The following is a 25,480-nucleotide window of genomic DNA, read 5'->3' as shown; positions in this document are numbered from 1 at the left end:
GTGCTGGTGGCCCGGCGGGCGGGGGCTCCGCCGGGCGGTCCGACCGGAGCGGTCAGACGAACAGGGGGATCGGATTGAGGTCCTCGTAGCGGGTGGGCCGGGCCACCCGCCCGAGGGCGACGGGGACGTCGAACAGGCGGCCCGGGGCGAACCGGGCCCACATCTGGCGCAGGCCGGGGACGACGACCTTGACCACCGGCAGGCCGATGTCGGGTCTGGTCTGGTCCAGCACCAGCAGGTCGAGGCCGTGGGCGCGGACGGTCGCCACGCAGGCGGCGACCTCCTCGCCGAGGTCGCGGCGCGCACCGGCCGGGTAGTCGGCCGGTCCGCGCGCCGGCCGGGCCGGGTCGGGCAGCAGGTAGGGCTGGTTGCGCACCGTCGCCGCGCGCCACCAGGAGAGCAGCTCGGGGTCGTCCAGGTCGTAGCCGGTGCCGTCGGGGGCCGCGCCGAGGACGGCCGGCAGCAGCTGGCCCATCTCGGTCAAGGCCCGGCGCAGGGCGATCCGGGCGTCGAAGTGGGCGCCGAAGCCGAAGACGATGTCCTCGGCGGGCTTGTCGGTGCGGCGGGAGAGCACCGCGAAGACCGGGATGCCGAGGTCCGAGGTGAGGTCCAGGGCCCACACCTCGCGGCCCAGGCCCGCGTAGAGCTCCATCGTGTCCCGGCCCCAGACGTCGCCGAACTCCGCCGTCCGGACGGCCGGTTGCCGGGTGCGGTTGTACCACCAGAGCGCGACGGCGTCCCGTTCGACGAGTTCCAGGAAGCCGTGCACGATGGCGTCCTCCAGGCTGCTGCCGGCCGCGTTGCCGTTGGAGTCGGCGCGCAGCGCCCGGCTGCCGGCGGGCGGCAGGACCGGGCCGACCGCGCAGCTGTAGTAGAGCATCCCGGTGGGCAGCAGGCGCCGGCGGCCGTCGGCCAGGGACCACACCGGCGTCCAGTCCACCGGCTCGCTCTCGTCGAAGGGCGCCGGCACGTGCTGGAACACGGAGTGCCGCTCGTTCCAGCGCTCCCGGTCCACGTACTGGCGCGGGTCGAACAGCTGGCAGGAGTCAGGGTGGACGGCCTCCGCGGCCAGCTCCCGGTAGCTGCCGCGGATCCGGGTCTCGTCCCCGTGCAGCGCCCCGGAGTGCCGCTCCAGCGCCTCGCACAGCGCGCTGACCTTCGCCTCCAGCGGGGTCGCGCCCTTGCCGCCGCTCATCTGCCGCAGGCCGGCGCGCAGTTGGGCGAGGTCGCCGGCGCCGGCGACCGGATTGCGGCCGGACAGGTAGCAGTTGATCCGGACCGGGGCGCGCGGGTCCCGGCGGATCTCGGCGATCACGCCGGTCACCGGGCTGACCAGGTGGCCGTAGCGCTCGTAGACCTGTTCCGGCGTCCGGGCGCGGTGGCAGTCCGCGCCGTCCGCCTTGGGACGGGCCACCGGGACGACCGGCCGGGCCAGTTGGGCGGCCATCAGGCCCGGGTCGCCGCACTCCGCGCACTGCGGGCGGCGGACCACCCGGTGGCCCCGTACGGCCAGGCCGAGGCTGTCCAGCACCCGGATCTCCCGCTGCCCGTCGTGCCGGTGGCCGGCCAGCCACTTGACGGCCTCCAGGGCGGCGAGCTGCGCGCCGAGCGCCCGGACGGCCGGCACCGAGGTGTCCGGCCGGGCCACCGGGCCGGTCAGGCCCAGCGCCCGCTGCACCGGCACCTCGGAGCGCCGGTGGGCGCGCAGCCGGTGCGCCAGGCAGGTCCAGCAGGGGCCGTCGGCCGCGCCGAACACCGGCCCGACCCAGGGGCTGGAACCGCCGGGCTTGACCGCCAGCCAGGGCCGCCCGGCGGCCCGGTGGGCGGCGTCGACCTCGCGCAGGGCCGGATCGAGGTAGTCGGCGCAGACCACCACCGACAGCGCCCCGGCGCCGTCCGCACCGGTCACCGGCAGGCCGTTGTCCCGGCAGGCGCGCTCCACCTCCCCGGCGTCGGCGCCGCCGACCGCGAGCACCGCGGCGCCCGCACCGATCCCCGCCAGGGCGGCGTCACCGTCCAGGCCCGCCAACTCCCAGTAGGCACGGGCCGAGCGGTGCTCGGGCCCGGCGGCGGGCTCGTCGCGGTAGCCGATCAGCCCGGCTCGCGCGAGCCGGGCGATCAGCTGCCGGGCCCGGCCGTCCGGGAGTCCGGGGGCGGCGTCCCGCAACACGCCCGCGAGGTCGCGGGTGCCGTCGAGCAGCGGCACCAGCCGTTCGATGCCCTCGCCCTGCAGGGCGGTCACGCCCTGGTCGGAGACCAGGTAGGCGGCGTCACCGGGCACCACCTCGGTCCGCAGGTGGCTGCGGAAGCCGATCGGGCGGCGGTCGGCGGCGGCGGCCGGCGCCACGGGGACGGGCGCGGCGGTCGAGTCGGCTCCGCGGATCACCGGAGGACCCCCTACAGGCCGTCGGTCGAGAAGCAGACGCACAGCTGGGCGCGCCCGGCGGCGGGGTGGTCGAGGTCCACGATGGTCAGGTCCGGGTCCTGGTCCCCGGCCGGGGCGAGCAGGTCGGTCAGGTCCAGCGATTCGAGAAGAGCAGTTCCGAACACGTTCTCCCCCAGGTGTCGTGATGGTCCGTCGGTTCTCGTGGGCTCCGTCCCGGGCCTCCCCGGAGCGGCACCAGGATTCTGGGCTCGCGGCCGGATCCGGGGACAGTGCCGGACTCACCGATCGACCGTGAAATCCTCACGCCCCGGCCCCTTCCCGAGTCATCCCCGATCGGTGAGGCCGGCACTGGGGTGCGGGCCCCACCGGATGCCATGGTGAAGACGCTGCGAGGCGCATCCCCGCCTGTGGGGTCAGCGAGGCCCGAAGGCCTTCGTGAGCTGCGACTTCGCGACGCGACGCCTTCGCGACGCCGGCGCCTTCGCCACGCGGCACGGAGCACTGAGCACGAAGGGAGACTCCGGTGGAGATCGGCATCCTTGGCCCACTGACCGCCAGGCTCGGACGGACGTCGGTGGTGCCGAGCGCGGGGAAGCCCAGGCAGGTCCTCGCCCTGCTCGCCCTCCGGTCCGGCACCAAGGTGCCGGTGGAGACGCTCTTCCACGAGCTGTGGTCGTACGACCCGCCGCGCAGCGCGGCCACCACCCTGCAGACGTACATCCTGCAGCTGCGCCGCATGCTCGCCAAGGGCCTGGCCCCGGAGGGCACCTGTCCCAAGACGCTGCTGCGCACCCAGTACAACGGGTACCTGCTCGACGTCCCCGTGGAGCAGACCGACGCGGCCAGGTTCGACCGGCTGCGGGAGGCCGGCCAGGCGGCGCTGCGGGCCGGGGACTGCGCGACCGCGGCGATCCAGCTGCGCGCCGCGCTGGACCTGTGGCGCGGGCCGGCCATGGCCGACCTGCAGCTCGGCGAGATCCTCTCGATCGAGGCCGTCCAGCTGGAGGAGAACCGGCTGTGCGCGGTCGACGACCGGATCAGCGCCGATCTCGGCCTGGGCCGGCACGCCAGTCTGATCGGCGAGTTGGCCTCGCTGACGGCCCGCCACCCGATGCACCAGAACCTGCACGCGCACTACATGCTGGCCCTCTACCGCTGCGGGCGGGCCTCCAACGCACTGGACGTCTACCGGCGGCTGCACGGCACGCTGGTCGAGTCGATCGGCCTGGAGCCCTCCCCCAAGCTGCAGCGGCTGCACCACGCGATGCTCAACGCCGATCCCCAACTGGACGTCGTGCAGCGCGAGCCGGACCTCGCCCGGCTGTGACGCGCGACGGCCGCTGCCGGAGAGGGGGGCTCCGGCAGCGGCCGTCGGTTCGGGGGCCCGGACGTCAGACGGGCTGGTTGCCGTGCTTGCGGCGCGGCAGCTCCGCGTGCTTGGAGCGGAGCACCGACAGCGAGCGGATCAGCACCCGGCGGGTCTCGGCCGGGTCGATGACGTCGTCCACCAGGCCGCGTTCGGCCGCGTAGTAGGGGTGCATCAGCTCCTCGCGGTACTCCTGGATCAGCAGGTCCCGCGTCGTCACCGGGTCGGTGGAGCCGGCGATCTCCCGGCGGAAGATCACGCTCACCGCGCCCTCCGCGCCCATCACCGCGATCTCGTTGGTCGGCCACGCGAAGGACAGGTCGGCGCCGACCGAGCGGGAGTCCATCACGATGTAGGCGCCGCCGTACGCCTTGCGCAGGATCAGCTGGATCCGCGGCACCGTGGCGTTGCAGTACGCGTACAGCAGCTTGGCGCCGTGCCGGATGATGCCGCCGTGCTCCTGGTCCACGCCCGGCAGGAAGCCGGGGACGTCCAGCATGGTGACCAGCGGGATGTTGAAGGCGTCGCACATCTGGACGAAGCGCGCGGCCTTCTCGGAGGAGTGGATGTCCAGCACCCCGGCCAGCGACTGCGGCTGGTTGGCGACGATGCCGACGACCGAGCCGTTCAACCTGGTCAGCGCGCAGATCACGCTGTTCGCCCAGCGCTCCTGGAGCTCCAGGTACTCGCCGTCGTCGGCGATCGCCGCGACCACCCGGCGCATGTCGTACGGCTGGTTGCCGTTGACCGGCACCAGGTCGAGCAGTTCCTCGCAGCGCCGGTCGGCCGGGTCCGCGGTGGGCTCGACCGGCGGCAGCTCCATGTTGTTCTGCGGCAGCAGCGAGAGCAGGTAGCGGACCTCCTCCAGGCAGGTGCGCTCGTCGTCGTACGCGAAGTGCGCCACCCCGGACACCTCGGCGTGCACGTCCGCGCCCCCCAGGCCGTTCTGGCTCACCTTCTCACCGGTCACCGCCTGGACGACGTCCGGACCGGTGATGAACATCTGCGAGGTCTCCCGGACCATGAACACGAAGTCCGTCAGCGCCGGCGAGTAGGCCGCGCCGCCGGCGCACGGGCCGAGCATCACCGAGATCTGCGGGATCACGCCGGAGGCCCTGGTGTTGCGCTGGAAGATGCCGCCGTAGCCGGCCAGGGCGGTGACGCCCTCCTGGATCCGGGCGCCGGCGCCGTCGTTCAGCGACACCAGCGGGGCACCGGCCGCCAGGGCCATGTCCATGATCTTGTGGATCTTCTGCGCGTGGGCCTCGCCCAGCGCACCGCCGAAGATCCGGAAGTCGTGGGCGTACACGAAGACCGTCCGGCCGTGCACCTCTCCCCAGCCGACCACCACGCCGTCGGTGTACGGCTTGCGGTCCTCCAGGCCGAGGCCCGAGGCGCGGTGCCGGCGCAGCGGCTCCAGCTCGACGAAGGTGCCCTCGTCGAAGAGCACGTCCAGCCGCTCCCGGACGGTCAACTTGCCGCGTGCGTGCTGGCGTTCGGTGGCGTCCGCGCCCGGTCCGTCCTGGGCCTCCCGGTGCTTGGCGGCCAACTGCTCGACGGCGGTGCGCATCTGCGGCCCGAGCGCCGCGGTCCGGGGGTGCACGGGGGCCCGGACCGGGGCGGGCGGCGGGGCGGGGCTGCCGACGACGGTGCCGAGGCGATCGGCGAGTCCGCTCTGGATGGTGGTCAACGTACTTCCCCTCTCGGAACTTCGGCCTCGTACTTCGGCTCGGCGTCGGTGCGGGCCCGGTGCGGGCCCGGCGCCCCGGCCCGGGGTGCTGTCCACGGGTCCCGCGCTCGGGCCCCGGGCTCGGGCCCCGGGCTCAGAGCCCGGCGGCCGCGCGCAGCTCCGCCGCGCGGTCGGTGCGCTCCCAGGTGAGGCCGTCCGCTTCGCGGCCGAAGTGGCCGTAGGCGGCGGTCCGGGCGTAGATCGGGCGCAGCAGGTCCAGGTCGCGGATGATCGCGGCCGGACGCAGGTCGAAGACCTTGGTGACGGCCTCCTGGATGCCCAGCACCGGGACGGTCTCGGTGCCGAAGGTCTCCACGAACAGGCCGACCGGCTCGGCCTTGCCGATCGCGTACGCGACCTGCACCTCCGCCCGGCGGGCCAGCCCCGCGGCGACGATGTTCTTGGCGACCCAGCGCATCGCGTACGCGGCCGAGCGGTCCACCTTGGACGGGTCCTTGCCGGAGAACGCGCCGCCGCCGTGGCGGGCCATGCCGCCGTAGGTGTCGACGATGATCTTGCGACCGGTGAGGCCGGCGTCGCCCATCGGGCCGCCGACCTCGAAACGCCCGGTCGGGTTGACCAGCAGCCGGTAGCCGCTGGTGTCGATGCCGAGCGAGGCCAGCTCGGGCTCGACGACGTACTCCCGGATGTCGGGGACGAGCAGCCCCTCCAGGCTGATGTCGGCGGCGTGCTGCGAGGAGACCACCACGGTGTCCAGGCGCACCGCGCGGTCGCCGTCGTACTCGATGGTGACCTGGGTCTTGCCGTCCGGCCGCAGGTAGGGGATGGTCCCGTTCTTGCGGACCTCGGACAGGCGCTTGGACAGCCGGTGCGCCAGGGCGATCGGCAGCGGCATCAGCTCGGGGGTGTCGTCGCAGGCGTAGCCGAACATCAGGCCCTGGTCACCGGCGCCCTGCCGGTCGAGCTCGTCCTCGGCGCCCTCGACCCGGGACTCGTAGGCGGTGTCGACGCCCTGGGCGATGTCCGGGGACTGCGAGCCGATGGAGACGGAGACCCCGCAGGAGGCGCCGTCGAAGCCCTTCTGCGAGCTGTCGTAGCCGATCTCCAGGACGGTGCGCCGGACGATCGCGGCGATGTCGGCGTAGCCGGAGGTCGCGACCTCCCCGGCGATGTGCACCTGACCGGTGGTGATCAGCGTCTCGACCGCGACCCTGCTGGCCGGGTCCTGGGCGAGCAGCGCGTCCAGGATGGCGTCGCTGATCTGGTCGGCGATCTTGTCGGGGTGGCCTTCGGTCACGGACTCGGAGGTGAACAGGCGGCGGGCCATGGGTGCTCCGTAAGGGTCGGCGGCTGGAACGGGGCGGAAGGACGGGCGGACGGAACGGCGCGGGGTGGCGCGGACGGGCGCGGGTGGGGGGAACGGCGCGGGGTGAACGGCGGCCGGTCCCGGCCGGCGGGGCGGCGGGGACCGGCCGGGCGGTCAGTTCGCTTCGAGCAGCCGCTTGAGCTGGACGAGTTCCTCGGCCATCTCGTTGCGCTGCCCGACCACCACGTCCTCGTCGACGTGGGGCGGCAGGTTGACGGTGAAGCGGACGGCGACGTGCTCGCCGTGCTCCTGGAGGTCGAGTTCGGCCTCCTCCTCCTGGCCGCGGATCAGGGAGTGGATGACGTAGCGGCGGGAGCCGGTGCTCCGGGTGCCGGTGATCCAGGTCTCGATGGGGCCCATCACGGACTGCACCTGGAACCTGCCGTCCCGCTCGCCGTCGACCGCCTGGAAGAAGGTGGTCCACTCGGTCAGGTTGGGCACGTGCCCCAGGTAGGCGCCGACCGTGGCGAGGTCGCCCCTGATGTCGATGCCTCCGGTCACGGGGATCATTGCGGTTGTCCTCGCTCTCTCGTGGTGCGGGCTGCTGCGGAAGGGGTGTCCTGTCGTGGGCCGGGCCGGAGCCGGGCCGGCCGGTCAGAGCCGGGCCGCGCCGGCCGGTCGGCCGGTCGGCCGGTCGGCCGGTCGGCCGGCCGGTCAGAGCATCCCGAACTGCTCCCGGACACCGCCGATCAGCTCCCGCGGCGAGCCCGGCGGCTCCTCCGCGCTGCCCCGCAGGGTGCTCTGGAGCAGGGCGGCGAGCGGCAGCACGGTGGGCAGGTGCGGGTCGGCGAGGCCGATCAGCAGCTGCTGGTGGGCACCGTCGGCGAAGGCGGCCTCCCCGGCCGCGTCCGCGCCCTTGATCAGCGCGCCGGCCTTCTCCTGGTACCCGGCGACCACCGCGGAGCGCTCCTCGGCGCCCGGGGCGGCCAGGGTGTCGACGGCCGCCTGGCCGGCGAACAGCCCGGCCTGGACGGCGATGTCGATGCCGCTGCAGAAGAACGGGTCCAGGAAGGCCGCGGCGTCACCCGCGATCGCGTACGACTCCCCGGCCAGCTCGGTGGCGCGGAAGCGCCGGTTGAGCGCCGGCAGCACCGGCAGCAGCTGGTCGGCGCCGGCCAGCAGGGTCTGCAGCGGGGCGGCCTCGTCGACCTCGGCCCAGAACAGCGACTCGATGTCGCCGCCGTAGCGCCGGGCGTGCTCGTCGCCGACCACCACGCCGACGCCGACCCGGCCGCCGCCCATCGGGATCACGAAGACGTAGCCGTGGGTGATGCCGATGATGGTCATCGTGCCCTCGACCGCCAGCTCGTGCTCGCGCTCGGGCTTGAAGTGGCTGAACACCGCCTCGCGCGGGTCGAGTTGCTGCTCCGGTTCCTCCCGGGTGCCGAGCGCCCGGGAGACCAGGGCGGACTTGCCGCTGGCGTCGATGACGTAGCGGGCGGACAGTTCGGCGATCCCGGCCGGGGTGGCCGCGGTGAGCCGGACGCCGCTGCCGTCCGCCGCGAACTGGACCTCGGTGACGGTGTGCAGCGGGCGGTAGCTCGCGCCCTGCCGGATCGCGTTGTCCACCAGGATCTTGTCGAACTTGGAGCGGTCCAGCCGGACCACCGCCGGCAGGTCGCAGCCGGCCGCCCGGGCGAGGGTCAGTTCCAGGCCGAATCGGCCGGTGGCGTTGAGGAAGCGCACGCCGGTGGCGGCCCCGAAGGCCTCCTTGACGTCCTCCACGCCGAGTCCGCGCAGCAGCGGCAGGGTCTCGCCGGACCACGACTCCGGCAGGTGCGGGGCCGGCTGCATCGCGCGGTCCAGCAGCAGGACGCTCAGGCCCGCCCTGGCCGCGGCCGCCGCCGCGGTGGAGCCGGCCGGGCCGGCTCCGATCACGATCACGTCGGTGGTCACGCGGCGGCTCCCAGGGCGGCGGGCGCAGGTTGCGCGCCCGCCTCGAAGTGGCTGACGAAACTGTCCAGGATCCGGCCGAGGCGGTCCTCGAAGCGGCGCCGGTAGGCGTCCCGGTAGTCCTGGTGGGCGGGGTCGGACGGGCTGCCGCCCGGCTGGGCCGGGAGCAGCTCGTAGGCCCGCTCGGCGGTGACGAGGCAGCCGCCGTCCTGCTCGGTGAAGCGCCAGGCGCCGAGGTGGTCGGCCATGCCGGGCGGCGGGTTCGGGCTGAAGAACTCGATGTCGCCGCCGGGGGCGAGGAAGCGGACGGTGCGGACGAACTCGGTCCGGCCGTCGCGCTCCACCTCCAGGTCGAACTCCTGGTGGGCGCCGTCGTCGTAGTGCACCCGGACGGCGGTGATCCGGTCCCAGACGGCGTGCCAGGAGGCGATGTCCCAGAACAGCGCCCGGACTTCGGCCACCGGGGCGGCGACCGGCCGGATGACGCTCAACAGGTCGCTGCGGTCGGCCACGTCGGCGGAGGCGCCGGACTCGGCGGGCGCGGCGGCCGCGACGCGGTCAGCGGGCGACATCGGCCTCGACCGCCTCGCGGAACAGCTGCAGGTTCTGCTGCAGGTGGCCGGAGAGCCGGCGGCCGAACTCGGCCTCATCGGGCACCGGCGCGGCGGCCGGGTCGCCGGCGGGCGGGGCCTTCAGTTCGAACTCGCGGGTGGCGGTGACGGTGGTGCGGCCGTCCTGCTCGGCGAAGGTCCAGCGGCCGGCCATCCGCTTCAGCAGCGGCGGCGGCGTGGTCTGCACCAGCTCCAGCTCGTAGGGGGCCCGGCAGTAGCGGACGCCGCGGACGGTCTCCTGACCGCCGGGGCGCTCCACCGTCATGGTGAACTCCTGGTTGTAGCCGTCGCAGTAGAGCACCTGGACGTCCAGGGTGTCCGGCAGGATCGCGGGCCAGCGGTCCAGGTCGGCGAAGGCCCCGTAGGCGGCCTCGATCGGCGCGTCGATGACCACGCTCTCGGTGATGGCGGCCACGGCGCTCACTCCCCGCCCCGGCCGGTGAGCACCCGGCGCCAGGAGTCCAGGGCCAGCTTGGAGTGGCCGGCCAGCATGGTGGTGACCTGCTCCTCGGTGCTCGCCGTGTCGGTGGCCGGGTAGACCAGCGGGGCGACCTCCTCGTGGAGGTTCCACACGTGGGTGACCTCGACGTGGGTGTGCGCCGGGTTGTCGGCGGCCGGGGTGAAGCGCCAGATCCCGCCGTGGTGCCTGAGGAACTCGGGCGGCTCGGGCTGGAAGAACTCGATCTCGCCGGGCCGGCAGTTGCGGATCGAGCGGACCCGCAGCTGGGAGCCGTCGGTCTCGGAGGCGACCGTCATGAAGAACTCCTGGTAGCGCCCGTCGTCGTAGCGGACGTCGATCTCCTGCACGTGCGGCAGGTACCGGGGCCACGCGCGGACCTCGAACAGCGCCCCGTAGACGGCGTCCAGCGGCGCCTCGATCACCAGGGTCTGCACGGTGCGGTGGGCGAACCCGGGGTGGGTGTCGATGGTGAGCCCGGCCCTGGGGCTGACGGTGGTCATCTCTGCTTCGCTCCTTGGCTGTTGCGGTGGTTCGTCGGGTCTCAGGCGCCGAGCCAGTCCTCGCGGCGGCCGGCGAACAGGTCGACCATCGGGGTGTTCATGGCCCAGTGCGGGTGCTCCAGCGCGGTGGTCTCGCCCCAGAAGTCGGGGTTGGTGAACTCGAGCATCACGTTCATGTGCCACTCGTGGCCGAGCGGCGTGAGCGTGAGCTTGTCGTCGGCGAGCTCGGCCAGGCCGCGGCTGACGATCCGCTCGACCTCGGGCTTGAAGTCCTCGAGGAAGCTGGAGCCGAACTGGAACTCGTACTCCTTCAGGTCGACCGCGAAGGCCTGGAGGATGTTCATCACGTAGCGCTCCTTGCGGACCCGCGGGGTCAGCTGGGAGGAGACGGCCGAGATGAAGTGCTCGCCGCGGTTGACGGCGGCGATGTAGCCCTCGACGTCCTTGCGGCCGCCGACCCGGTAGTCGTTGATGAAGCTGTAGGCGCTGGGGCCGACGCCGAGGATCTCGACGTTGTTCCGCAGGAACGTCCACTCGTTGTAGACGTTCTCCCAGCCCGGCCGGCAGAAGTGGTCGAACATGTAGTTGTGGAAGCCCATGTTCTCGGTGGCCTCGACCAGGTCGCGGTACATGTTGCGGACGTACTGCGACTCCTTGTCCACCAGCGGGGCGACCTTGCCCATCTTGATGAACTTGTCCTGCGGGGTGCCGGGGTGGATCCGGTACAGGTAGGTGGTCAGGTGCTTGACGTCGAGGTCGCGCAGCACCTCGAGGTCGCGCTGCCAGGTCTCCCGCCGGTGGCCCGGCAGGTTGTACATCATGTCCATCTGGATGTTGTTGAAGCCGCGCGAGGACAGCTCGTTGATGGCCTTGACGGACTCCTGGGCGGCGTGCGGGGAGCCGATGATCCGCAGGATGCTCTCGTCGAAGGACTGCACGCCCAGGCTGACCCGGTTGATGTACGAGTCGGCGACGTAGTCCAGCTTGTCCGGGGTGTAGTCGCGGGCGTTGCCCTCGAGGGTGAGCTCGTAGTCCTTCGCCACCGGGTAGTTGGCGAAGATGGTGTCCAGGATCCGCTTCAGGTAGGCGGTCTTGAGCAGCGAGCCGGTGCCGCCGCCGATGTAGATGGCGCGCAGGCTGCCGGTCTGGAAGCGCTTGTAGGACGCCCAGCGTTCGAGGTCGGCGACGATCGCGTCGACGAAGCGCGCCTCCTTGTTGCGCGGGTCGTGCGGGGAGAGCTGGTCGACGAAGTACGGGCAGGAGTAGCAGCGCACCCGGCAGAACGGGACGGACAGGTACATCACGTAGTCCTGGCCGGTCTGGTCGAGCGCCAGCTGCGGCAGGAACTCCTGGCCGGAGCGGTTCTCCCAGAGCGCCGGCGGATACAGGATGAACGGGGTGGTGTACTTCTGCGGGTACGGCTGCGTGGTGACGGGCGCGGTCATGCGGGGGTCTCCAATCGGTCTTCACGGGCTGGGGAGCCGGCGGCACTCCTCGGGCGGCTGACGTTCCGTCAGGACCCGTCGCGCGGCTCGGCGTACATCGGCAGGCCGCCCTCGGGGCGGAGGGTCATCACCGGGCCGGCGACCACCCGGTGGCCCGGCACGGACCGCAGCCGGAACTGCTGCACCACGGTGGTGAGCAGCAGCTGCGCCTCCATCAGCGCGAAGTGCACACCGAGGCACTGGCGTTGGCCGCCGCTGAACGGGACGTAGGCGTAGTGGTGCTGCTTGGCGGCGTTCTCCGGGGTGAACCGCTCCGGGTCGAAGCGCTCGGCGTCCGGCCAGTACTCGGGGTGGCGGTGCACGACCCAGGGGCAGATGGTGATGCTGGCGTCCTTCGGCAGCGGCAGGCCGCCCACCTCGTCGGGGCCGTTGCCCCAGCGGGCCAGCAGGTAGATCGGCGGGTAGAGCCGCATCGCCTCCTGGACGACCTGCTTGGTGTACGGCAGGTCCGGCAGGTCGGCCACCGTCGCGGTCCGGCCGGCCAGGCGGGTGTCGACCTCGTGCTCGAGGCGCTCCAGCACCTCGGGGTGCTCGGCGAGCAGGTGGAAGGTCCAGGTCAGCGCGTCGGCGGTGGTCTCGTGGCCGGACAGCAGCAAGGTCATGACCTCGTCGCGCAGCTGCTGGTCGCTCATCCCGCGGCCGCCGTCCTCGTCGGTGACGGCCATCAGCAGGGAGAGCAGGTCCCCGGTGTCGACGGGGTGTTCGCGGCGGCTGGCGATGATGTCGTGGATGACCTCGTCCAGCTCGGCGACGTTGGCGTTGAACCGCTTGACGAGCGGCAGGAAGGGCAGGTTGACCATCAGCGGGCCGAAGGGGTTGCCGAGCAGTTTGGCGAACTGCTCGCTGACCTCGCTGAACGCGGAGCCGACCTTGCCGGCCTCGTTGATGATGTCCATGTTGAACAGCGTCTGGCCGACGATGTCCAGGGTGAGCTGCATCATCTCGGCGTCGACGTTGACCGGGCCGTCCTCGCCACGGGCGCCGCGCTCGCGCCAGCGGTCCAGCATCCGCAGCGTCGCGCCGGTCATCATGTCGCCGTAGGTGGCGACCCGCTGCTTGGTGAACCCCGGTTGGATCAGCCGCCGTTGGCGGTGCCACAGGTCGCCGTCGCTGGTCACCAGGCCCTTGCCCATGACGCGGCCGAGCAGCAGGAAGGCCGGGTGCGGGGCCTTGCTGTAGTTGGCCGAGTTGGTGGCCAGCACGTGGCGGATGTGGTCCGGGTCGGAGAGGAAGTAGAAGTACTGGTTGGCCAGGAAGCGCACCTTGACGGCGTCGCCGTGCTGCCGGAAGACGTCGGTGAGCAGGGTGATCGGGTTCTTCGAGAAGCCGCGCGCGACCCCGAGCGGGGAGCCGCCGGTGGCGACCGCCCAGGTCTTCGCGGGGCGGGCCGCGGCCCCCCGCTCCGGGGCGATGGTCATCGGGCCGCCGCCTTTCCGCCCTCGATGCCGACGGGCCGGCCGATCAGGTAGGTGACCGGCGGGCCGCCGCGGCCCTCGGGCTTCAGCACGCCGGTCTCCCAGGAGTAGTCCGGCGCGTCGAGGTCGTGCACCATCTCTCGGAGCTCCTCTGTGGTGTAGGTGCGCAGGTTGGAGGCGATGCCGTCCCACGTGAACGCGAGCGGCACCAGCGGCACGAGGTAGCTGAAGAACAGCCGGCTGTAGCTCACCGGCCGCAGCCGCGACGCCCACCCCCAGACCAGCAGCGGGCCGAGCGGGACGGTCAGCAGGATCGGCGCCCAGCGGCGCTCGGTGAACTCGAACACGGCGATGGCCTCGCGCCGGCGGTAGGCGTCCGCCAGCACCCGGCGGGCGGTGTGCGGCCGCAGGTGGTGGAAGCCGGTGAACAGGGTGCGCAGTCCGGACAGCCGCTCGGGCACCGCTGTCGCGTCGACCGACTGCGCCTCGTAGCGGGTGCGGCCGTCACCGACGGTGCGGACCGCGGCCGCCAGCGCCTCCCGGTTGGGGTACTTGTCGGTGAGGACCAGCTCGACGTCGGCGTCCTCCTCGGCCAGCCGGCCCTTGAGGACCGTCCAGGGGCCGGAGCCGCCCGAGCAGAGGTCGACGATCCGGGAGACGTCGTGCTCGCGGACCAGTTTGGCCAGCAGCGGCACCACCGGCGCGTAGACGTCGCCGCGCAGCACGATGGCCTCGCGCAGCAGGTCGGTGATCGGGTTCCGCAGCACCGCGGGGAACCAGGAGAGATCCTCGAACTCGAACAGGTGACGCCGTTTCATCGCAACTGACCTCGCTCCACTGGATGGCGCCGTTCGGATTCCTCGGCGGTCGACGCCGGACAACCCCATACTCCGCACTGGAATTCGAGCGGGCCATCCTCAAAACCATGCAGCGCTCCGGTCAAGCCCCGGCGGGCCGCTGCATACCGAGGGCGAGTCGGCGCGCTTACCGCCTCCGAGCAGTCGGTATGCCCGCATAGCGCAGTCGCCGGAAAAGGCGCTCAAGCGGCGTTCGAGCGGGACTCGAGGGGGTGCCGCAAAAGCCGGTGAAGAATTGCCGGGCACCGAATTCCGTTCGCTGCGAATCGAATTGCCACCGACGAAAGGACTTCCCCATGTGGGAGTACGAGCACAGCGTGGTCGCCGACGTCACCCCCGAGGCGGTCTGGGCCCTCTACAGCGACACCACCAAGTGGGAGAGCTGGGACCAGGGCCTGGACGCGATCGAGCTGCACGGCCCCTTCGAGGTGGGCACCAAGGGCCACCTGAAGCCCAAGGGCCAGGACGGCTTCCCGTTCACCCTGATCGAGGCCGAGCCGAACAAGCGCTTCACCGACGAGACGGTGGTGAACGGCCTGGTCCTGCACTTCATCCACATCCTGGAGGCGCAGGCGGACGGCCGCACCAAGATCACCCACCGGGTCGAGATCACCGGCCCGGCCGCCGCCGAGGCCGCCCCGCACGTCGGCCCGGCCGTCACCGCCGACATCCCGGCGACCGTCGCCCGCCTCGCGGAGCTCGCCGCGGCCTGATCGGCCCCTTCCACCCAGACGACACGCCCCAGGAGGCGCACGTGTCCATCATCGAGTCCAGGACTTCCACGGATGCGGCGCCTCCCGGGGCGCCCGCGCGGGCCGCGGCCGGCCCGGGCCACCGGGCCGCCGCCGGGATCGTCCTGCTCCTGCTCTGCCTCAGCGAGTTCATGATCTCGCTGGACTTCTCCATCGTGAACGTCTCGCTGCCCGTGATCCAGGGCGACCTCGGCTTCCGCGCCGGGGACCTGGTCTGGGTGGTCACCGCGTACGTCCTCGCCTTCGGCGGCTTCCTGATCGTCGGCGGACGGCTCGCGGACCTCCACGGGCGCCGGCGCGTGCTGGTGCTCGGCCTGGCCGGCTTCACCGCCGCCTCGCTGCTGGCCGGACTCGCGGGCTCCCCGGGGCAGTTGGTCGCCCTGCGGGCCGTCCAGGGCCTGTGCGCGGCGGCCGTGACCCCGGCCGCACTGGCCACCCTGACCACCACGTTCACCGGCGAGAAGGAGCGCCGGCAGGCGATGGGCGCCTGGGGTGCGGTGCTCGGCGCCGGCTTCGTCTCCGGCGTGGTCGGCGGCGGTGTCATCACCCAGTACCTGGACTGGTCCTGGGTGTTCTGGATCAACGTGCCGATCGGCACCGTCCTCACCGTGCTCGCCGCCCGGCTGCTCGGCCCCGGCCGCGACGGCCGCCGGCCGCGCCGGATGGACCTGCCCGGTGCCGTGCTGATCACCGGCTCGGTGGTGGCCCTGGTCTTCGCGCTCTCCGAGAGCAGCGTGACCGGCTGGACCTCCACCCGGGTGCTCGGCGCCCTCGCGCTGGCCGCGGTCGGCGGCCTGGCCTTCGCCGCGGTCGAGGTGCGCAGCGCCGAACCGGTGCTGCCGCTCGGCCTGCTGAAGCTGCGCCGGCTGGTGGTGGCCAACCTGGCCAACGTGCTGATGATGGGCTCGTTCTTCGGCCTGGTCTACACCGTCACCCTGTTCCTCCAGGACGTGATGGCCTTCTCGCCGCTGCGCACCGGCCTGACCTTCGCGGGCGCCGGGGTGGCGGGGCTGGCGGCCGGCGCGGCCTCCGAGCCGCTGGCCCAGAAGTTCGGCGCCACCCGGGTGCTGATCACCGGCGCGCTGTTCCAGGCCGCCGCCACCGGGGTGCTGGCCGCCCTGCCGACCAACGGCACCCAGCCGTTCGTGTCGGCCTGCACGGTGGTGGTGAACTTCAGCGGCGTGGTGGCGATCGTGATGATCAACCTGGCCGCGACGGCGGACGTCGCCGACCAGGACCAGGGCGCCGCCGGCGGTCTGCTGAGCACCTGCGAGCAGATCGGCGGGGCGATCGGCCTGGCGGTGATCTCGACGGTGGCCGCGTCCCGGGCGCACCACCTGGCCGGCTCGGCGCACCCCGACGCCCGGGCGCTGCTGGCCGGTGACCGCTGGGGCATGGCCATCGCGGCCGCCCTGGCGGTGGCGGGCGCGCTGACCGCCCTGGTCGGGCTGCGCAAGCCGAACCGCTCCTGATCCGGCGCCACACGCCGAGCGCCCCACCGCGATCGACCGCGGTGGGGCGCTCGGCTGCGTGCCGGGGCCGGGGCTCAGCCGCCGACGCGCAGGTAGTGGCCCCAGTAGCCCTGCCACGGGCCGTAGTGCTCGGCCAGCCGCTGGAACTGCGCCTCGTCGACCGGGTGGCCGTAGACCCGCTGGACCGCCCGGGCTATCTCCTTGTCGAGGACGATCCGCTCCATCCGGCCGAGCCCGCGGATCAGCAGGAAGGACGCCGACCACTCGCCGATCCCGTGCAGCTTCAGCAGCTGCTCGCGGACCTCCTGGTACGGCCCGGTGCGCAGGAACCCCTCGTCCAGCTCGGCCCAGAGCCGCACCGAGCGGTGCAGGTAGCCGGCCTTGCGCTGGTTGCCGATCAGCGCGGCGAGCTCCGCCTCCTCGAAGCGGGCCAGCTGCTCGACGTCCGGGAAGGCCCAGAGCCGCTCGCCGCCCACGTCGATCCGGTTGCCGACGGCCTCGACCAGGGCCCGCTTCATCTGCCGGGCCACCGGCATCGGCACCCGCTGGCACAGGATCGCCCAGCAGAGCAGCTCGAACGGGGAGGGGAACTTGACCTGGTGGTAGCCGTGCAGCCGCTCCACCACGCGCGCGAAGGGCTCGTCCTGCCGGGCCAGCCGGTAGAACGCGGTCAGGTCGTCGGAGAGTCCGAGGTAGAAGTCGATCCGGTCGGTGACCGCCGCGACCGTCTCCGGGCCGATCGGCTGCTCGGCCGCGAGCCGGGCGTCCAGGCCGGGCGCCCCGGGCGCCGCCGTGAGGCGCACGCCCAGGGTCGTCCCGGCCTCCCGGACGGCCAGCGTGAGCGCCGCCTGCGCGGTGCCCTGCTGGCCGGCCATCGCCGGGAAGGAGCCGATGAAGCCGAGTGAGGCCCGGAAGTCGAACGGCTCCCGGGCGGGCAGCCGGACGTCGGTCAGGTGCAGGGCCGTCGCCTCCGTGGCCATGGTTCAGTCCTCCTTGGGGTTGCCGGGCAGTCCGGACGTGAGCGGCTGGCCCCACTCGTCGGAGAGCGCGTACAGCACGGCGAGCGCCGCGTTGCGGGGGACGGGGGCGAAGAACTCGGCGTCGGCCTTCTCCACCGCGTACATCGCCCGCTCCAGCAGGGCGGCGCCCGCCTCGGTGACCTGCACCCGCTTGGCGCGGGTGTCCACCGGGTCGGGGATGCGCTCGACCAGGCCCTTGCTCTCCAGGGTGCGCAGCACCTGGCTGGTCATCATCGGGTCGGTGCCGGAGTGGTCGGCCAGGTGCCGCTGGGTGGGCGGGCCCTCCTGGGCGCCGAGCCAGCCGGCGCCGGCCAGCAGCACGAACTGCACGTGCGTCAGGTCGTGCGGCTTGAGGGCGGCGGCGATCGACCGCTGCCAGGAGAGGGTGACGCGCCAGAGCAGGAAGCCCGGGCTCTCGGCCGGCTTGGCGGGCCGCTCGAAGTCGGCCTCCGGCTGGTCGTGCACTGCGGAGTCGTTCATGGCCGTGCTCACTTTCCCTCCCTGACCTGGTTGTGCTGGTGCTTCCACATAGGTGGGCCCCTCTCTCCACTTACTATGCGCGTTTACTATATCGGATACGAGTATCCCTGGCGACCGGGCGGCCGGGGCGCCCCGCGATCGGGCGACCCGGCCGACCCGGCGATCCGGGCGAGGTCGCGAACCGATCAGATCAGTGCCAGTTCCATCGCCCTGGCCACCGCCATCCCGCGGCTGTTCACCCCCAACTTGACGTTGATGTTGGCGAGATGACGGGCCGCGGTGTGCTCCGAGATCCCCAGGGTCCGGGCGATCGCCCGGTTGGAGAGCCCGTCCCTGGCCCGCCCGATCACCGCCAGCTCGCGGTCGGTCAGCAGGCCGCGACCCGGGTTGGCGAACGCCGTGAGCTCGGCCAGCACCGCGTCCGGACCGGTGAAATAGGGCAGCGAGGCCCCACCCGGCAGGGTGCGGCCCACCGCCTCCGGAAGCGCCTCCACCATGCGGCGCGCGACCGCCGCCGGGCACAGGTAGCTGTCCTCCCGGCGCAGCAGCAGCGTGGGAACGGCCACCGCCCCCAGCTCCTCCCAGGCGTTCAGCGCGCAGGAGTCCAGGAACAGGGCGGCCGCGGCCTCCGGCTGGGCGCACATCCGCTGGTAGTCGGCGTACCAACGGACCTCCTCCGGCCTCGTCCCCGGCAGCAGCAGCTCGGCCACCAGCCGGGAGCCGAGGTGCCAGTCCGCCCGGACCAGCCGCTCCACCGCCCCGGGCAGGTCGTCGGCCAGCCCGTCCGGATGGTCGCGGTCCACGGTGAACGACGGCGCGGTGCCGAACAGCACCAGCCGGCTCACCCGGTCCCCGTACCGGGCGGCGAACAGCAGCGCCAGCGGACCGGCCAGCCCGCTCGCCAGCAGGATCACCCGCTCCTCCGCGCACGCGTCCACCACCGCTGCCAGATCGGCGAGTTGACGCTCCCGCGAGAAGTCCGGCTCCTCCTCGGCGGACATCCCCACCCCCGGCGGGTCGTAGCGGATCACCCGGAAGGCGCCCGCCAGCGCCCGGTGGAAGTCGCCCACCGGCCCCATCGACCAGTCCACCGACAGGTGCGAGACCCAGCCGGGCAGGACCAGCAGCGCCGGGCCCTCGCCGGCGGCCGTCCATGAGATGTGCCGGCCGCCCTCGACCAGGCGGCGGCGGACCAGCGGTGCTTCCCCGCCTCTTGCTCCCGTCGGCCTGCTCATCCCTCGTTCTTCCCCCTTGCTCCAGCAGCCACGTGCCGTTGCTGTGCTGTTCGCAGCGTAAGGAAGCCCGGAGCCCGGGGCCTCGAGCCGGACTAGACGGCGGCAGGACCACCACCGGCCCCGGCGGAAGTACGCAGGTCGGGACGGAACTGCCGCACCGCGCTGCACAGTTCTGGGGATGGAGCACCCGACGGCGGCCCCGCACACTGAGGTCCGGAAGGCAGGAGGAAGGAAGGCCGAGGATGACGACGACCGTCGAGGAGACCATCTGGACGTCCGTGGTGCACGGCGCCGTGCACGGCGCGACCGTGACCGACCTCGGCGGTCGCCACCCCATGTCCGTCTCCGCCTGCGGCTTCACCGCCGAGGACGCCCGGCGCGGCGCGCTCACCCGCTACCACGCGGCGCGCGCCCTCCAGGAGGCCGCCAACGGCCCCACGGCCGTCGGGCCCGGCCCCGTCCGTACACTGCGCCCCGCGGACTTCGTCCCCGGGGGCGCCGAACCCGGCGCCGCCCCGCCCCTGCCCGCGCTCTCCGGCGTCGGCGCGGTCAGCGGGCTGCGCTACCTGGTGCCGGCCCGGATCTTCTTCTCCGCGCCCGTCCCCGCCGCGGTGCGCGAGCCCGTCCTGGACGGCGCCGCCACCCCCGGCCCGGCACTCGCCGAGGTGCTCGCGCTGGACGTCGCCGCCCGCTGGTGGCGCCATCCGCACACCCGGCTGGCCGATGCCACCGTGCTGCTGGCCGACCGGCTGCCGGAGGAGGTCCGCCGGGCGCTGCCCGCGCACCGGCTGGCGGCGGAGGCGTTCCTGTGGACCTCGGCCGGATTCGCGCTCGGCATGGTCGTGATGCACCGCGGCGACGGCGAGGCGGCGAGCTTCGGGGTGAGCGGGCGGGAGACGCCCGGCGCCGCCCTCGAGGACGCCTTCCTCAAGGCGATGGCCGCCCGGCTGGGCCGCCCGCCGGGGCCCGGATCGGCCCGCCGAACGGTACGGCCCGCAGTGCCCCGCGCCCGGCGCACCCGCTTCGCGCCGCCGACCGGCCCGAGCGGCACCCGGGCGCTGGCGGCCTGGCACCAGGGCTCCGAGCAGCTGGCGCTGCTGCGCCGCCACGCCGTCGGCCGGCTGCCCTCCGGCGCCTGGCCGGCCGTGGACTGGGTGGAGCTGGCGCACCGGCGGTTCGGCCACGAGCCGGTGCTGGTCGAGCTGCCCACCGCGGACGGCGGTCGGACCGTCCAGGCCGCGTGTCCGGGGGCCGAGGTGTACCGCGCCTCGGCCGTCTCGGTGCCGAGCTTCCCGTTCTGAGCCTCCGCCGCCGGCGGCCGCGGTTCTTCGCTTCCTCCGTGAGCCTCGGGCGCTCGCCGGCCTCCGCTGCTGACGGGTTCGCCGTTCACGGGCCGCCGCAGCTCGCGGGCCTCCGCTGCCTGCGGGCCCTCGGCGCCGGCGGGCCTACGCCGCCGTTCCCGGGCCTCCGGCGCCCCGGTGTCCGCACGCCGGGCCCCTCTCACGCCACCAGCAGGTCCAGCAGCCGCTCCAGCGCCCCGCGGTCCGCGGCGGCCAGGCCGGCCAGCAGCTCCTCGTCCACCCGCCGTTCCAGCGCGGCGAGTTCGGCCGCGAGCCGGGCACCGGCGTCGGTCAGCTCGATCCGGTAGGCGCGCCGGTCGGCCGGGTTGCGCCGGCGGACCACCCAGCCCTGTTCCTCCAGCTGGTCGATCAGCCCGACCATGCTGGTCCGGTCGATCCCGAGCTGTTCGCCGAGGGCCTGCTGGGCACCGGGGCCCTGGGCGGCCAGGGTGGCCAGCACGGCGTGGTCCTTGGGCCGGACGCCGCGGTCCGCGAGCGCCCCGGCCAGCCGGTCGGAGAACCGGTCGGCCGCCTGGCGCAGCAGCCGGCCGGGGCCGGGCTCGGGACGCCGGGCCGCGGTGGTGTCCGCGGTCTCAGGCATGGACCGTCACCTCCTTGAGCAGATTGTCATGCGCGATGATAGTCAGCTCTAGAGATGGTTTTCCAGCCCCCGGCCCCGAATCGCCCGGCCCGTTCCGCTTCCCCGAGAACGGCGAGGACGGCCCCGGGCGGTACGGCGCCGCCGCGGGCAGTGCCACCAACGCGGCCGCCAGCCCGGCGCCGTGCGCCAGCGCCACGGGGACGAGCCGCCCCTCCGCCGTGCGCAGCAGCGGCGCGCCCGCCTCCGTACGGCCCCAGCGGACGGGCCCCGCGGGACGGCCGGAGCCCGAGCACAGGTCCTCCCAGGCCCGCCGTCCGGCCAGCCGGGCGGCCGCCGAGTGGGCCCGCCCGCGTTCCCCGCGCGGCAGGCCCGCCGGGACGGCCACCACGGCGGCCCGCAGGCGCGGCGACGGGCCGCGGCCGAGGCCCGGGGCCGCGACCACCGCCGCCAGCACCGAACCCGCGAGCTCCCGCACCGCGCCGTGCAGCACCCGCGGGAAGTCCGGGGGTGGGCGGCCGCCCGCGAGGCGGACCGTCCGGGCGCCGCCGGCGGTCGGCGCCACCTCGATGCCGCGCCAGCCGATCCCGTCGAAGCCCGTCCCGAACGCCTTGAGCACGGCCTCCTTGACGGCCCACACCTCGGCGAGCGCACGCGGGTCGGCCGCGGTGGCGGCGAGCTCTCGCTCGGTGAAGGCCACCGCGGCCACCTGCGGGGTGCGCCGCAGCCGTGCCGCCCAGTCCGCGACGTCCGCGACGTCGACCCCCAAGCGGACCACCACGGCTCAGTCCGCCTCTCGACCGTCCGGCTCGGCGGCGCGCCGGGCGGGGCCGGGGCGAGCGGGGCGCGGCTGGGCGGGGGCCTGCCCGGTCGGGCCGACCATCGCGACCACCCTGGTCCAGCCGGCGCCCGCGCCCGCCACGGCGACCGGGAAGCAGGTCACCATGAAGCCGGTGGGCCCGGGCAGTTCCTCCAGCCGGTTGAGCTTCTCCAGCTGCAGGTACTCGTTGACCCGCCCGTAGATGTGAGCGGGCCACAGCACCTCGCGGTCCCCGGTGCGGTGGTACTCCTCGACCATCGCGGCCATCGGGCGGTCCAGCCCCCAGGCGTCGATGCCGATCACCTTGACGCCGCGCTCCACCAGGAAGGCGGTGCCCTTCCCGGAGAGCCCGGCGTACTCGGTGAGGTACTCGGCGGTGCCCCAGTGCTTCGAGGCGCCGGTCCAGAGCAACACGATGTCGCCCGGGGCCAGTTGGTGCCCGGCCTCGTCCAGCGCCGCGATCAGGTGGTCCACCGTGATGGCGCTGCCGACCGGGACGTGCCGGACGTCCAGTCGCACGCCCGGTCCGTAGCACCACTCCAGCGGGACCTGGTCGATGCTCTTCGCGGGCGCGCCGCCGGACTCCGGCCCGTAGTGCAGGGGCGCGTCCATGTGCGTCCCGGTGTGGGTGGTCAGCGTGACGGTCTCGTTCGAGACCGCCATGCCGTCCGGGAACGCGTCCGGACCGAGTCCGAGCACGACGGCTCCGGTCTCGTGGTCGAGCACCTCGACCTCGACCGGGGTCGCCTCGCTCGGGGTGTCCTGGACGATGACGCTCAGGTCGATCAGCCGGAGCCCGGGCACCGCGGGCGGTGGGCCCTCGTGCTCTGTCATCACGCCTCCTCTCCTCGCCTGTCGTCGGTCCCGCCCACCGGGCCGGCGGGCGGGCCGCAGTTCAGATCCGGCCGTCCAGGAACTCGACCAGCTGGGCCACCGTGCGGACGTTCTTCAGCGCCTTGCCGTCGGGGGCCTGGCCGCCCACCAACGAGGCGACGGTCTCGACCAGTTCGGCGGAGTCGATGTCCAGGTCGGCGCGCAGCTGCGCCTCCGGGACGATCTCCTCGGCCTCGATGCCGAGTTCCACCAGCACGGCCTTGAGGCGGTCGAAGGTGGACAGGGTCTGGGTGCTCATCTCGGTTTCTCCTCTGACTGGTTGAACGTGACTGCTGCGACCGGCCGTCAGTGCGCCCGCCCGGCGGGCCCGCGCAGCACGAGGGCCGCCACGGTGCCGTCCGCGCCGCGCGCGTTGACCAGCGCGCTGCGCACCGGCCGCACCCGGGGGGCGTCGACGACCAGGTCCAGTTCGGTCGCCTCCCGCTCGCCCGCGGTGATCCCGGCCACCGGTGGCACCGCCCCGTGGCGGATCGCCAGCAGCGCGGCGAGCAGGTCCACGGCCGGGGCCGCGCCGAGCAGGTGGCCGGTGACCGGCTTGACGGTGGTGCACGGCACCCGGTCGACCGCGCCCGCGCCGAGCAGGTCCTGCACCGCCCGGACCTCGCCGGCGTCGGCGTAGACGGTGCCCTGGGCGTCCAGGGCGATCAGGTCGAGGTCCTGCGGGGCGACCTCGGCCTCCTTCAGCGCGGTCTGCGCCACATGGGTCAGCACGTCGGTGCCGGTGCGGCCGAAGACCTGGTCCGAGCTCGCGTGCCCGGCGGCGAACCCGGCCACCTCGGCGAGGATCTCGGCCCCGCGCGCCCGGGCGCTCTCCTCCGCCTCCAGGGTGAGGACCACCGCGCCCTCCCCCACCAGGAAGCCGTCCGCCCCGGCACCGAACGGCCGGTAGTCGCCCGGGGTGAGCCGCCCGCTGGTCTCGCAGAAGGTGTACGTGTACGGGGTGACCGGCGCCTCGGCGCCGCCCGCCAGCATCGCGTCCGCGCGGCCCTCCGCGATCGCCCGCGCCGCGTAGCCGACGGCCACGGCCGCGCTGGCGGTGTCCGCCGCGACGGTCTTGGAGAAGCCCTTGATCCCCCACTTGATGCTGATCTGGCCCTGCGGCGCGGTGGGGAACCAGGCGGAGGCGATGTAGGGGCTGACACCGGTGTAGCCGACCCGGCAGAGCCGGCGCATGCTCTCCTCGGTGATCTCCCAGCCGCCGTACATGTTGCCCAGGTAGACGCCGACCCCCTCGGTGGCGTCGGCCGGGTCCAGCCCGGCGGCGGCCAGCGCGTCCTGCGCGGCGACCAGGGCGAGTTGGCAGAAGCGGTCCATCCGCTTGCGCAGCCGCAGCGGGATCGAGGCGACGGCCTCGTCCCCGGCGGTGCCGGCGCGGCGGGCGGTGTACTGCCCGGTCGGGAAGCGGTCGATCTCGGTGACCACCGGGCGGCCCGCGCCGACCAGTTCCCAGAACTGCTCGGTGGTCCGCGCGCCCGGGAGCGCCAGCCCCACCCCGGTGATGACGACCTTGCGCATCTCGTGTCCTCTCTTTCTGTCGGGTGGCTCAGGCGCGGCCGAGGACGACCGTCGAGTGGATGCCGCCGAAGCCGCTGGAGAGGCTGGCGACGGCGTCCACGGTCGCCTCGCGGGCGGTGTTGGGGATGTAGTCGAGGTCGCAGTGCTCCCCCGGCTCGACGTGGTTGACCGTCGGCGGCAGCCGGTGCTCGTTGAGGGCGAGCACGCAGGCCACGAACTCCAGGGCGTTGGCGGCGGCCAGCGCGTGGCCGACCATCGACTTGATCGAGCTGACCGGCGTGCGGTACGCCTGCTCGCCGAGCACCAGCTTGACGGCGTTGGTCTCGCACACGTCGTTCTGCGGCGTCGAGGAGCCGTGGGCGTTCACGTAGCCGATCCGCTCGGCGGGCAACCTCGCGTCGTCCAGGGCGAGTCGGAAGGAGCGCGCCAGGTCGGTGCCGTGCTCGGCCAGGTCGGTCATGTGGAAGGCGTTGGCGCTGCTGCCGAAGCCGAGCACCTCACCGAGGATGACGGCGCCGCGGCTGCGGGCGTGCTCCCACTCCTCCAGCACCGCGATGCCGGCGCCCTCGGCCAGCACGAAGCCGTCCCGGAAGCGGTCGAACGGGCGGGAGGCGTGCTCCGGGTCGTCGTTGCGCACCGACAGGGCGCCGATCACGTCGAAGCAGGCGACCACGAAGGGGGTGATCGGCGCCTCGGCGGCCCCGGCCACCATCACGTCGGCCTCGCCGCGCCGGATGGCGTCGAAGGCGAAGCCGACGGCGTCGTTGCCGCCGGTGCAGCCGGTGGTCAGGGTGACCGCCGGGCCGTACAGGCCGAAGGCGTCGGCGACGGCCGCGGTCGGGGTGTTGAAGGTCGCGGACAGGTGCAGCCGCCGGTGCGCGGCGGCCACGTCGATCGGGCCGGTGCCGCCCGCCGTGAGGCCCGGGAAGTGCTCGGTCATGAACTTGGTGCCGCCGATCGCGTTGGCGATCACCACGCCGGTGCGGAACGGGTCGAGGCCGTCCGCCCCGTCCAGTCCGGCGTCGGCCATCGCCTCGTACGCGGCGGCCAGGGCGATCCGGACCACCCGGTCGTCGCCGTCCGGCTCCTCGGCCGGGCTGCCGGGCAGCACCACCGGCGGCAGCTGGCCGGCGATCTGCGAGTTGAAGCCCGCGGCATCGAACGATCCGATGCGCGAGACGCCGTTGCGGCCCTCCCAAAGGCCTTCGGCGAAGTCCTTCTTTCCGATGCCATTGGGGGCCAGGACCCCCAGGCCCGTGATCGCGACTCGACGCATCGCGCTCTCCTTGTCCCTCTCGGTCGGTCA

At 73.6% G+C, this 25,480-nt stretch carries 25 protein-coding genes; 4 read left to right on the top strand and 21 right to left on the bottom strand.

Going from position 1 to position 25,480, the window contains the following annotated elements:
- Nucleotides 1–52 precede the first annotated feature (52 nt).
- Entirely contained in the window at nt 53–2,386 is a 2,334-nt protein-coding gene (locus ACGF07_RS29015) for a TOMM precursor leader peptide-binding protein (protein ID WP_392903443.1), read from the bottom strand.
- An 11-nt stretch (nt 2,387–2,397) separates the two neighbouring features.
- Nucleotides 2,398–2,550, bottom strand: a complete 153-nt coding sequence (locus ACGF07_RS29010; RefSeq protein ID WP_392903440.1) for a hypothetical protein — start codon at nt 2,548–2,550, stop codon at nt 2,398–2,400.
- 359 nt (nt 2,551–2,909) lie between these two features.
- Between ACGF07_RS29010 and ACGF07_RS29005 the strand changes: the two genes are divergently transcribed.
- Entirely contained in the window at nt 2,910–3,713 is an 804-nt protein-coding gene (locus tag ACGF07_RS29005; RefSeq protein ID WP_350750334.1) for an AfsR/SARP family transcriptional regulator, read from the top strand.
- Nucleotides 3,714–3,777: 64 nt separating this feature from the next.
- On the opposite strand, the gene ACGF07_RS29000 is transcribed toward ACGF07_RS29005, so the two are convergent.
- The 10 genes from ACGF07_RS29000 to ACGF07_RS28955 all read right to left on the bottom strand — a co-directional run bounded on the left by ACGF07_RS29000 (nt 3,778) and on the right by ACGF07_RS28955 (nt 14,010).
- Nucleotides 3,778–5,322 (bottom strand): acyl-CoA carboxylase subunit beta, encoded by a 1,545-nt coding sequence (locus ACGF07_RS29000; RefSeq protein ID WP_392903530.1) that lies wholly within the window; start codon nt 5,320–5,322, stop codon nt 3,778–3,780.
- 253 nt (nt 5,323–5,575) lie between these two features.
- Nucleotides 5,576–6,769, bottom strand: coding sequence for a methionine adenosyltransferase (gene metK, locus ACGF07_RS28995; RefSeq protein ID WP_350743387.1), 1,194 nt, complete (start codon nt 6,767–6,769; stop codon nt 5,576–5,578).
- A 153-nt stretch (nt 6,770–6,922) separates the two neighbouring features.
- Nucleotides 6,923–7,318: a hypothetical protein gene (locus ACGF07_RS28990; protein WP_350743385.1), complete on the bottom strand. Its 396-nt coding sequence runs from the start codon at nt 7,316–7,318 to the stop codon at nt 6,923–6,925.
- A gap of 144 nt (nt 7,319–7,462) precedes the next feature.
- Complete coding sequence (locus ACGF07_RS28985; protein WP_392903437.1) at nt 7,463–8,704, bottom strand: NAD(P)/FAD-dependent oxidoreductase; 1,242 nt, start codon at nt 8,702–8,704, stop codon at nt 7,463–7,465.
- Nucleotides 8,701–9,273 (bottom strand): SRPBCC family protein, encoded by a 573-nt coding sequence (locus tag ACGF07_RS28980; RefSeq protein ID WP_392903435.1) that lies wholly within the window; start codon nt 9,271–9,273, stop codon nt 8,701–8,703. The genes ACGF07_RS28985 and ACGF07_RS28980 overlap by 4 nt, the downstream gene beginning before the upstream one ends.
- Nucleotides 9,260–9,727 carry an SRPBCC family protein gene (locus ACGF07_RS28975; protein WP_350743378.1) on the bottom strand — a complete coding sequence of 156 codons (468 nt, stop codon included), beginning with the start codon at nt 9,725–9,727 and terminating at the stop codon, nt 9,260–9,262. The genes ACGF07_RS28980 and ACGF07_RS28975 overlap by 14 nt, the downstream gene beginning before the upstream one ends.
- 5 nt (nt 9,728–9,732) lie before the next feature.
- On the bottom strand, nt 9,733–10,272 hold the full coding sequence (locus ACGF07_RS28970; RefSeq protein ID WP_392903432.1) for an SRPBCC family protein: 540 nt from the start codon (nt 10,270–10,272) through the stop codon (nt 9,733–9,735).
- A gap of 41 nt (nt 10,273–10,313) precedes the next feature.
- A complete protein-coding gene (locus ACGF07_RS28965; protein ID WP_350743374.1) occupies nt 10,314–11,717 on the bottom strand; it encodes a coproporphyrinogen-III oxidase family protein in 1,404 nt (467 codons plus the stop codon).
- Between the two features lie 68 nt (nt 11,718–11,785).
- A complete protein-coding gene (locus ACGF07_RS28960; protein WP_392903430.1) occupies nt 11,786–13,195 on the bottom strand; it encodes a cytochrome P450 in 1,410 nt (469 codons plus the stop codon).
- The gene (locus ACGF07_RS28955) at nt 13,192–14,010 is read right to left on the bottom strand and encodes a hypothetical protein (RefSeq protein ID WP_392903427.1); all 819 of its coding nucleotides are present in this window, start codon (nt 14,008–14,010) and stop codon (nt 13,192–13,194) included. Before ACGF07_RS28955 ends, ACGF07_RS28960 begins: the two co-directional genes overlap by 4 nt.
- A gap of 335 nt (nt 14,011–14,345) precedes the next feature.
- On the opposite strand from ACGF07_RS28955, the gene ACGF07_RS28950 reads away from it, so the two are divergent.
- Together ACGF07_RS28950 and ACGF07_RS28945 are read left to right on the top strand one after the other, a co-directional pair.
- A complete protein-coding gene (locus ACGF07_RS28950) occupies nt 14,346–14,762 on the top strand; it encodes an SRPBCC family protein (RefSeq protein WP_350743368.1) in 417 nt (138 codons plus the stop codon).
- Between the two features lie 41 nt (nt 14,763–14,803).
- Nucleotides 14,804–16,273 carry an MFS transporter gene (locus tag ACGF07_RS28945; protein ID WP_392903425.1) on the top strand — a complete coding sequence of 490 codons (1,470 nt, stop codon included), beginning with the start codon at nt 14,804–14,806 and terminating at the stop codon, nt 16,271–16,273.
- Nucleotides 16,274–16,347: 74 nt separating this feature from the next.
- Here the strand turns inward: ACGF07_RS28945 and ACGF07_RS28940 are convergent, their stop codons facing one another.
- The 3 genes from ACGF07_RS28940 to ACGF07_RS28930 form a co-directional block, all read right to left on the bottom strand.
- A complete protein-coding gene (locus tag ACGF07_RS28940; RefSeq protein WP_392903423.1) occupies nt 16,348–17,253 on the bottom strand; it encodes a DNA-3-methyladenine glycosylase family protein in 906 nt (301 codons plus the stop codon).
- A 3-nt stretch (nt 17,254–17,256) separates the two neighbouring features.
- Entirely contained in the window at nt 17,257–17,772 is a 516-nt protein-coding gene (locus ACGF07_RS28935; protein ID WP_392903420.1) for a MarR family winged helix-turn-helix transcriptional regulator, read from the bottom strand.
- Between the two features lie 185 nt (nt 17,773–17,957).
- Nucleotides 17,958–19,007: an alpha/beta fold hydrolase gene (locus ACGF07_RS28930; RefSeq protein ID WP_392903417.1), complete on the bottom strand. Its 1,050-nt coding sequence runs from the start codon at nt 19,005–19,007 to the stop codon at nt 17,958–17,960.
- Nucleotides 19,008–19,249: 242 nt separating this feature from the next.
- On the opposite strand from ACGF07_RS28930, the gene ACGF07_RS28925 reads away from it, so the two are divergent.
- Complete coding sequence (locus ACGF07_RS28925) at nt 19,250–20,308, top strand: hypothetical protein (protein WP_392903415.1); 1,059 nt, start codon at nt 19,250–19,252, stop codon at nt 20,306–20,308.
- 199 nt (nt 20,309–20,507) lie between these two features.
- On the opposite strand, the gene ACGF07_RS28920 is transcribed toward ACGF07_RS28925, so the two are convergent.
- The 6 genes from ACGF07_RS28920 to ACGF07_RS28895 all read right to left on the bottom strand — a co-directional run bounded on the left by ACGF07_RS28920 (nt 20,508) and on the right by ACGF07_RS28895 (nt 25,450).
- Complete coding sequence (locus tag ACGF07_RS28920; RefSeq protein ID WP_350743354.1) at nt 20,508–20,948, bottom strand: MarR family transcriptional regulator; 441 nt, start codon at nt 20,946–20,948, stop codon at nt 20,508–20,510.
- The gene (locus tag ACGF07_RS28915; RefSeq protein WP_392903412.1) at nt 20,941–21,714 is read right to left on the bottom strand and encodes a 4'-phosphopantetheinyl transferase superfamily protein; all 774 of its coding nucleotides are present in this window, start codon (nt 21,712–21,714) and stop codon (nt 20,941–20,943) included. Before ACGF07_RS28915 ends, ACGF07_RS28920 begins: the two co-directional genes overlap by 8 nt.
- Before the next feature lie 15 nt (nt 21,715–21,729).
- Entirely contained in the window at nt 21,730–22,599 is an 870-nt protein-coding gene (locus ACGF07_RS28910) for a cyclase family protein (protein ID WP_392903410.1), read from the bottom strand.
- Between the two features lie 61 nt (nt 22,600–22,660).
- The gene (locus tag ACGF07_RS28905) at nt 22,661–22,897 is read right to left on the bottom strand and encodes a phosphopantetheine-binding protein (RefSeq protein WP_350743348.1); all 237 of its coding nucleotides are present in this window, start codon (nt 22,895–22,897) and stop codon (nt 22,661–22,663) included.
- A 47-nt stretch (nt 22,898–22,944) separates the two neighbouring features.
- On the bottom strand, nt 22,945–24,174 hold the full coding sequence (locus ACGF07_RS28900; protein ID WP_392903407.1) for a beta-ketoacyl-[acyl-carrier-protein] synthase family protein: 1,230 nt from the start codon (nt 24,172–24,174) through the stop codon (nt 22,945–22,947).
- A gap of 28 nt (nt 24,175–24,202) precedes the next feature.
- Nucleotides 24,203–25,450: a beta-ketoacyl-[acyl-carrier-protein] synthase family protein gene (locus tag ACGF07_RS28895; RefSeq protein WP_350743344.1), complete on the bottom strand. Its 1,248-nt coding sequence runs from the start codon at nt 25,448–25,450 to the stop codon at nt 24,203–24,205.
- Nucleotides 25,451–25,480: the final 30 nt, after the last annotated feature.

The organism is Kitasatospora sp. NPDC048194 (genome assembly GCF_043202455.1).
In the GTDB taxonomy this organism is placed as follows: Bacteria; Actinomycetota; Actinomycetes; order Streptomycetales; family Streptomycetaceae; genus Kitasatospora.
This window is presented reverse-complemented; position numbering and strand designations above follow the sequence as displayed.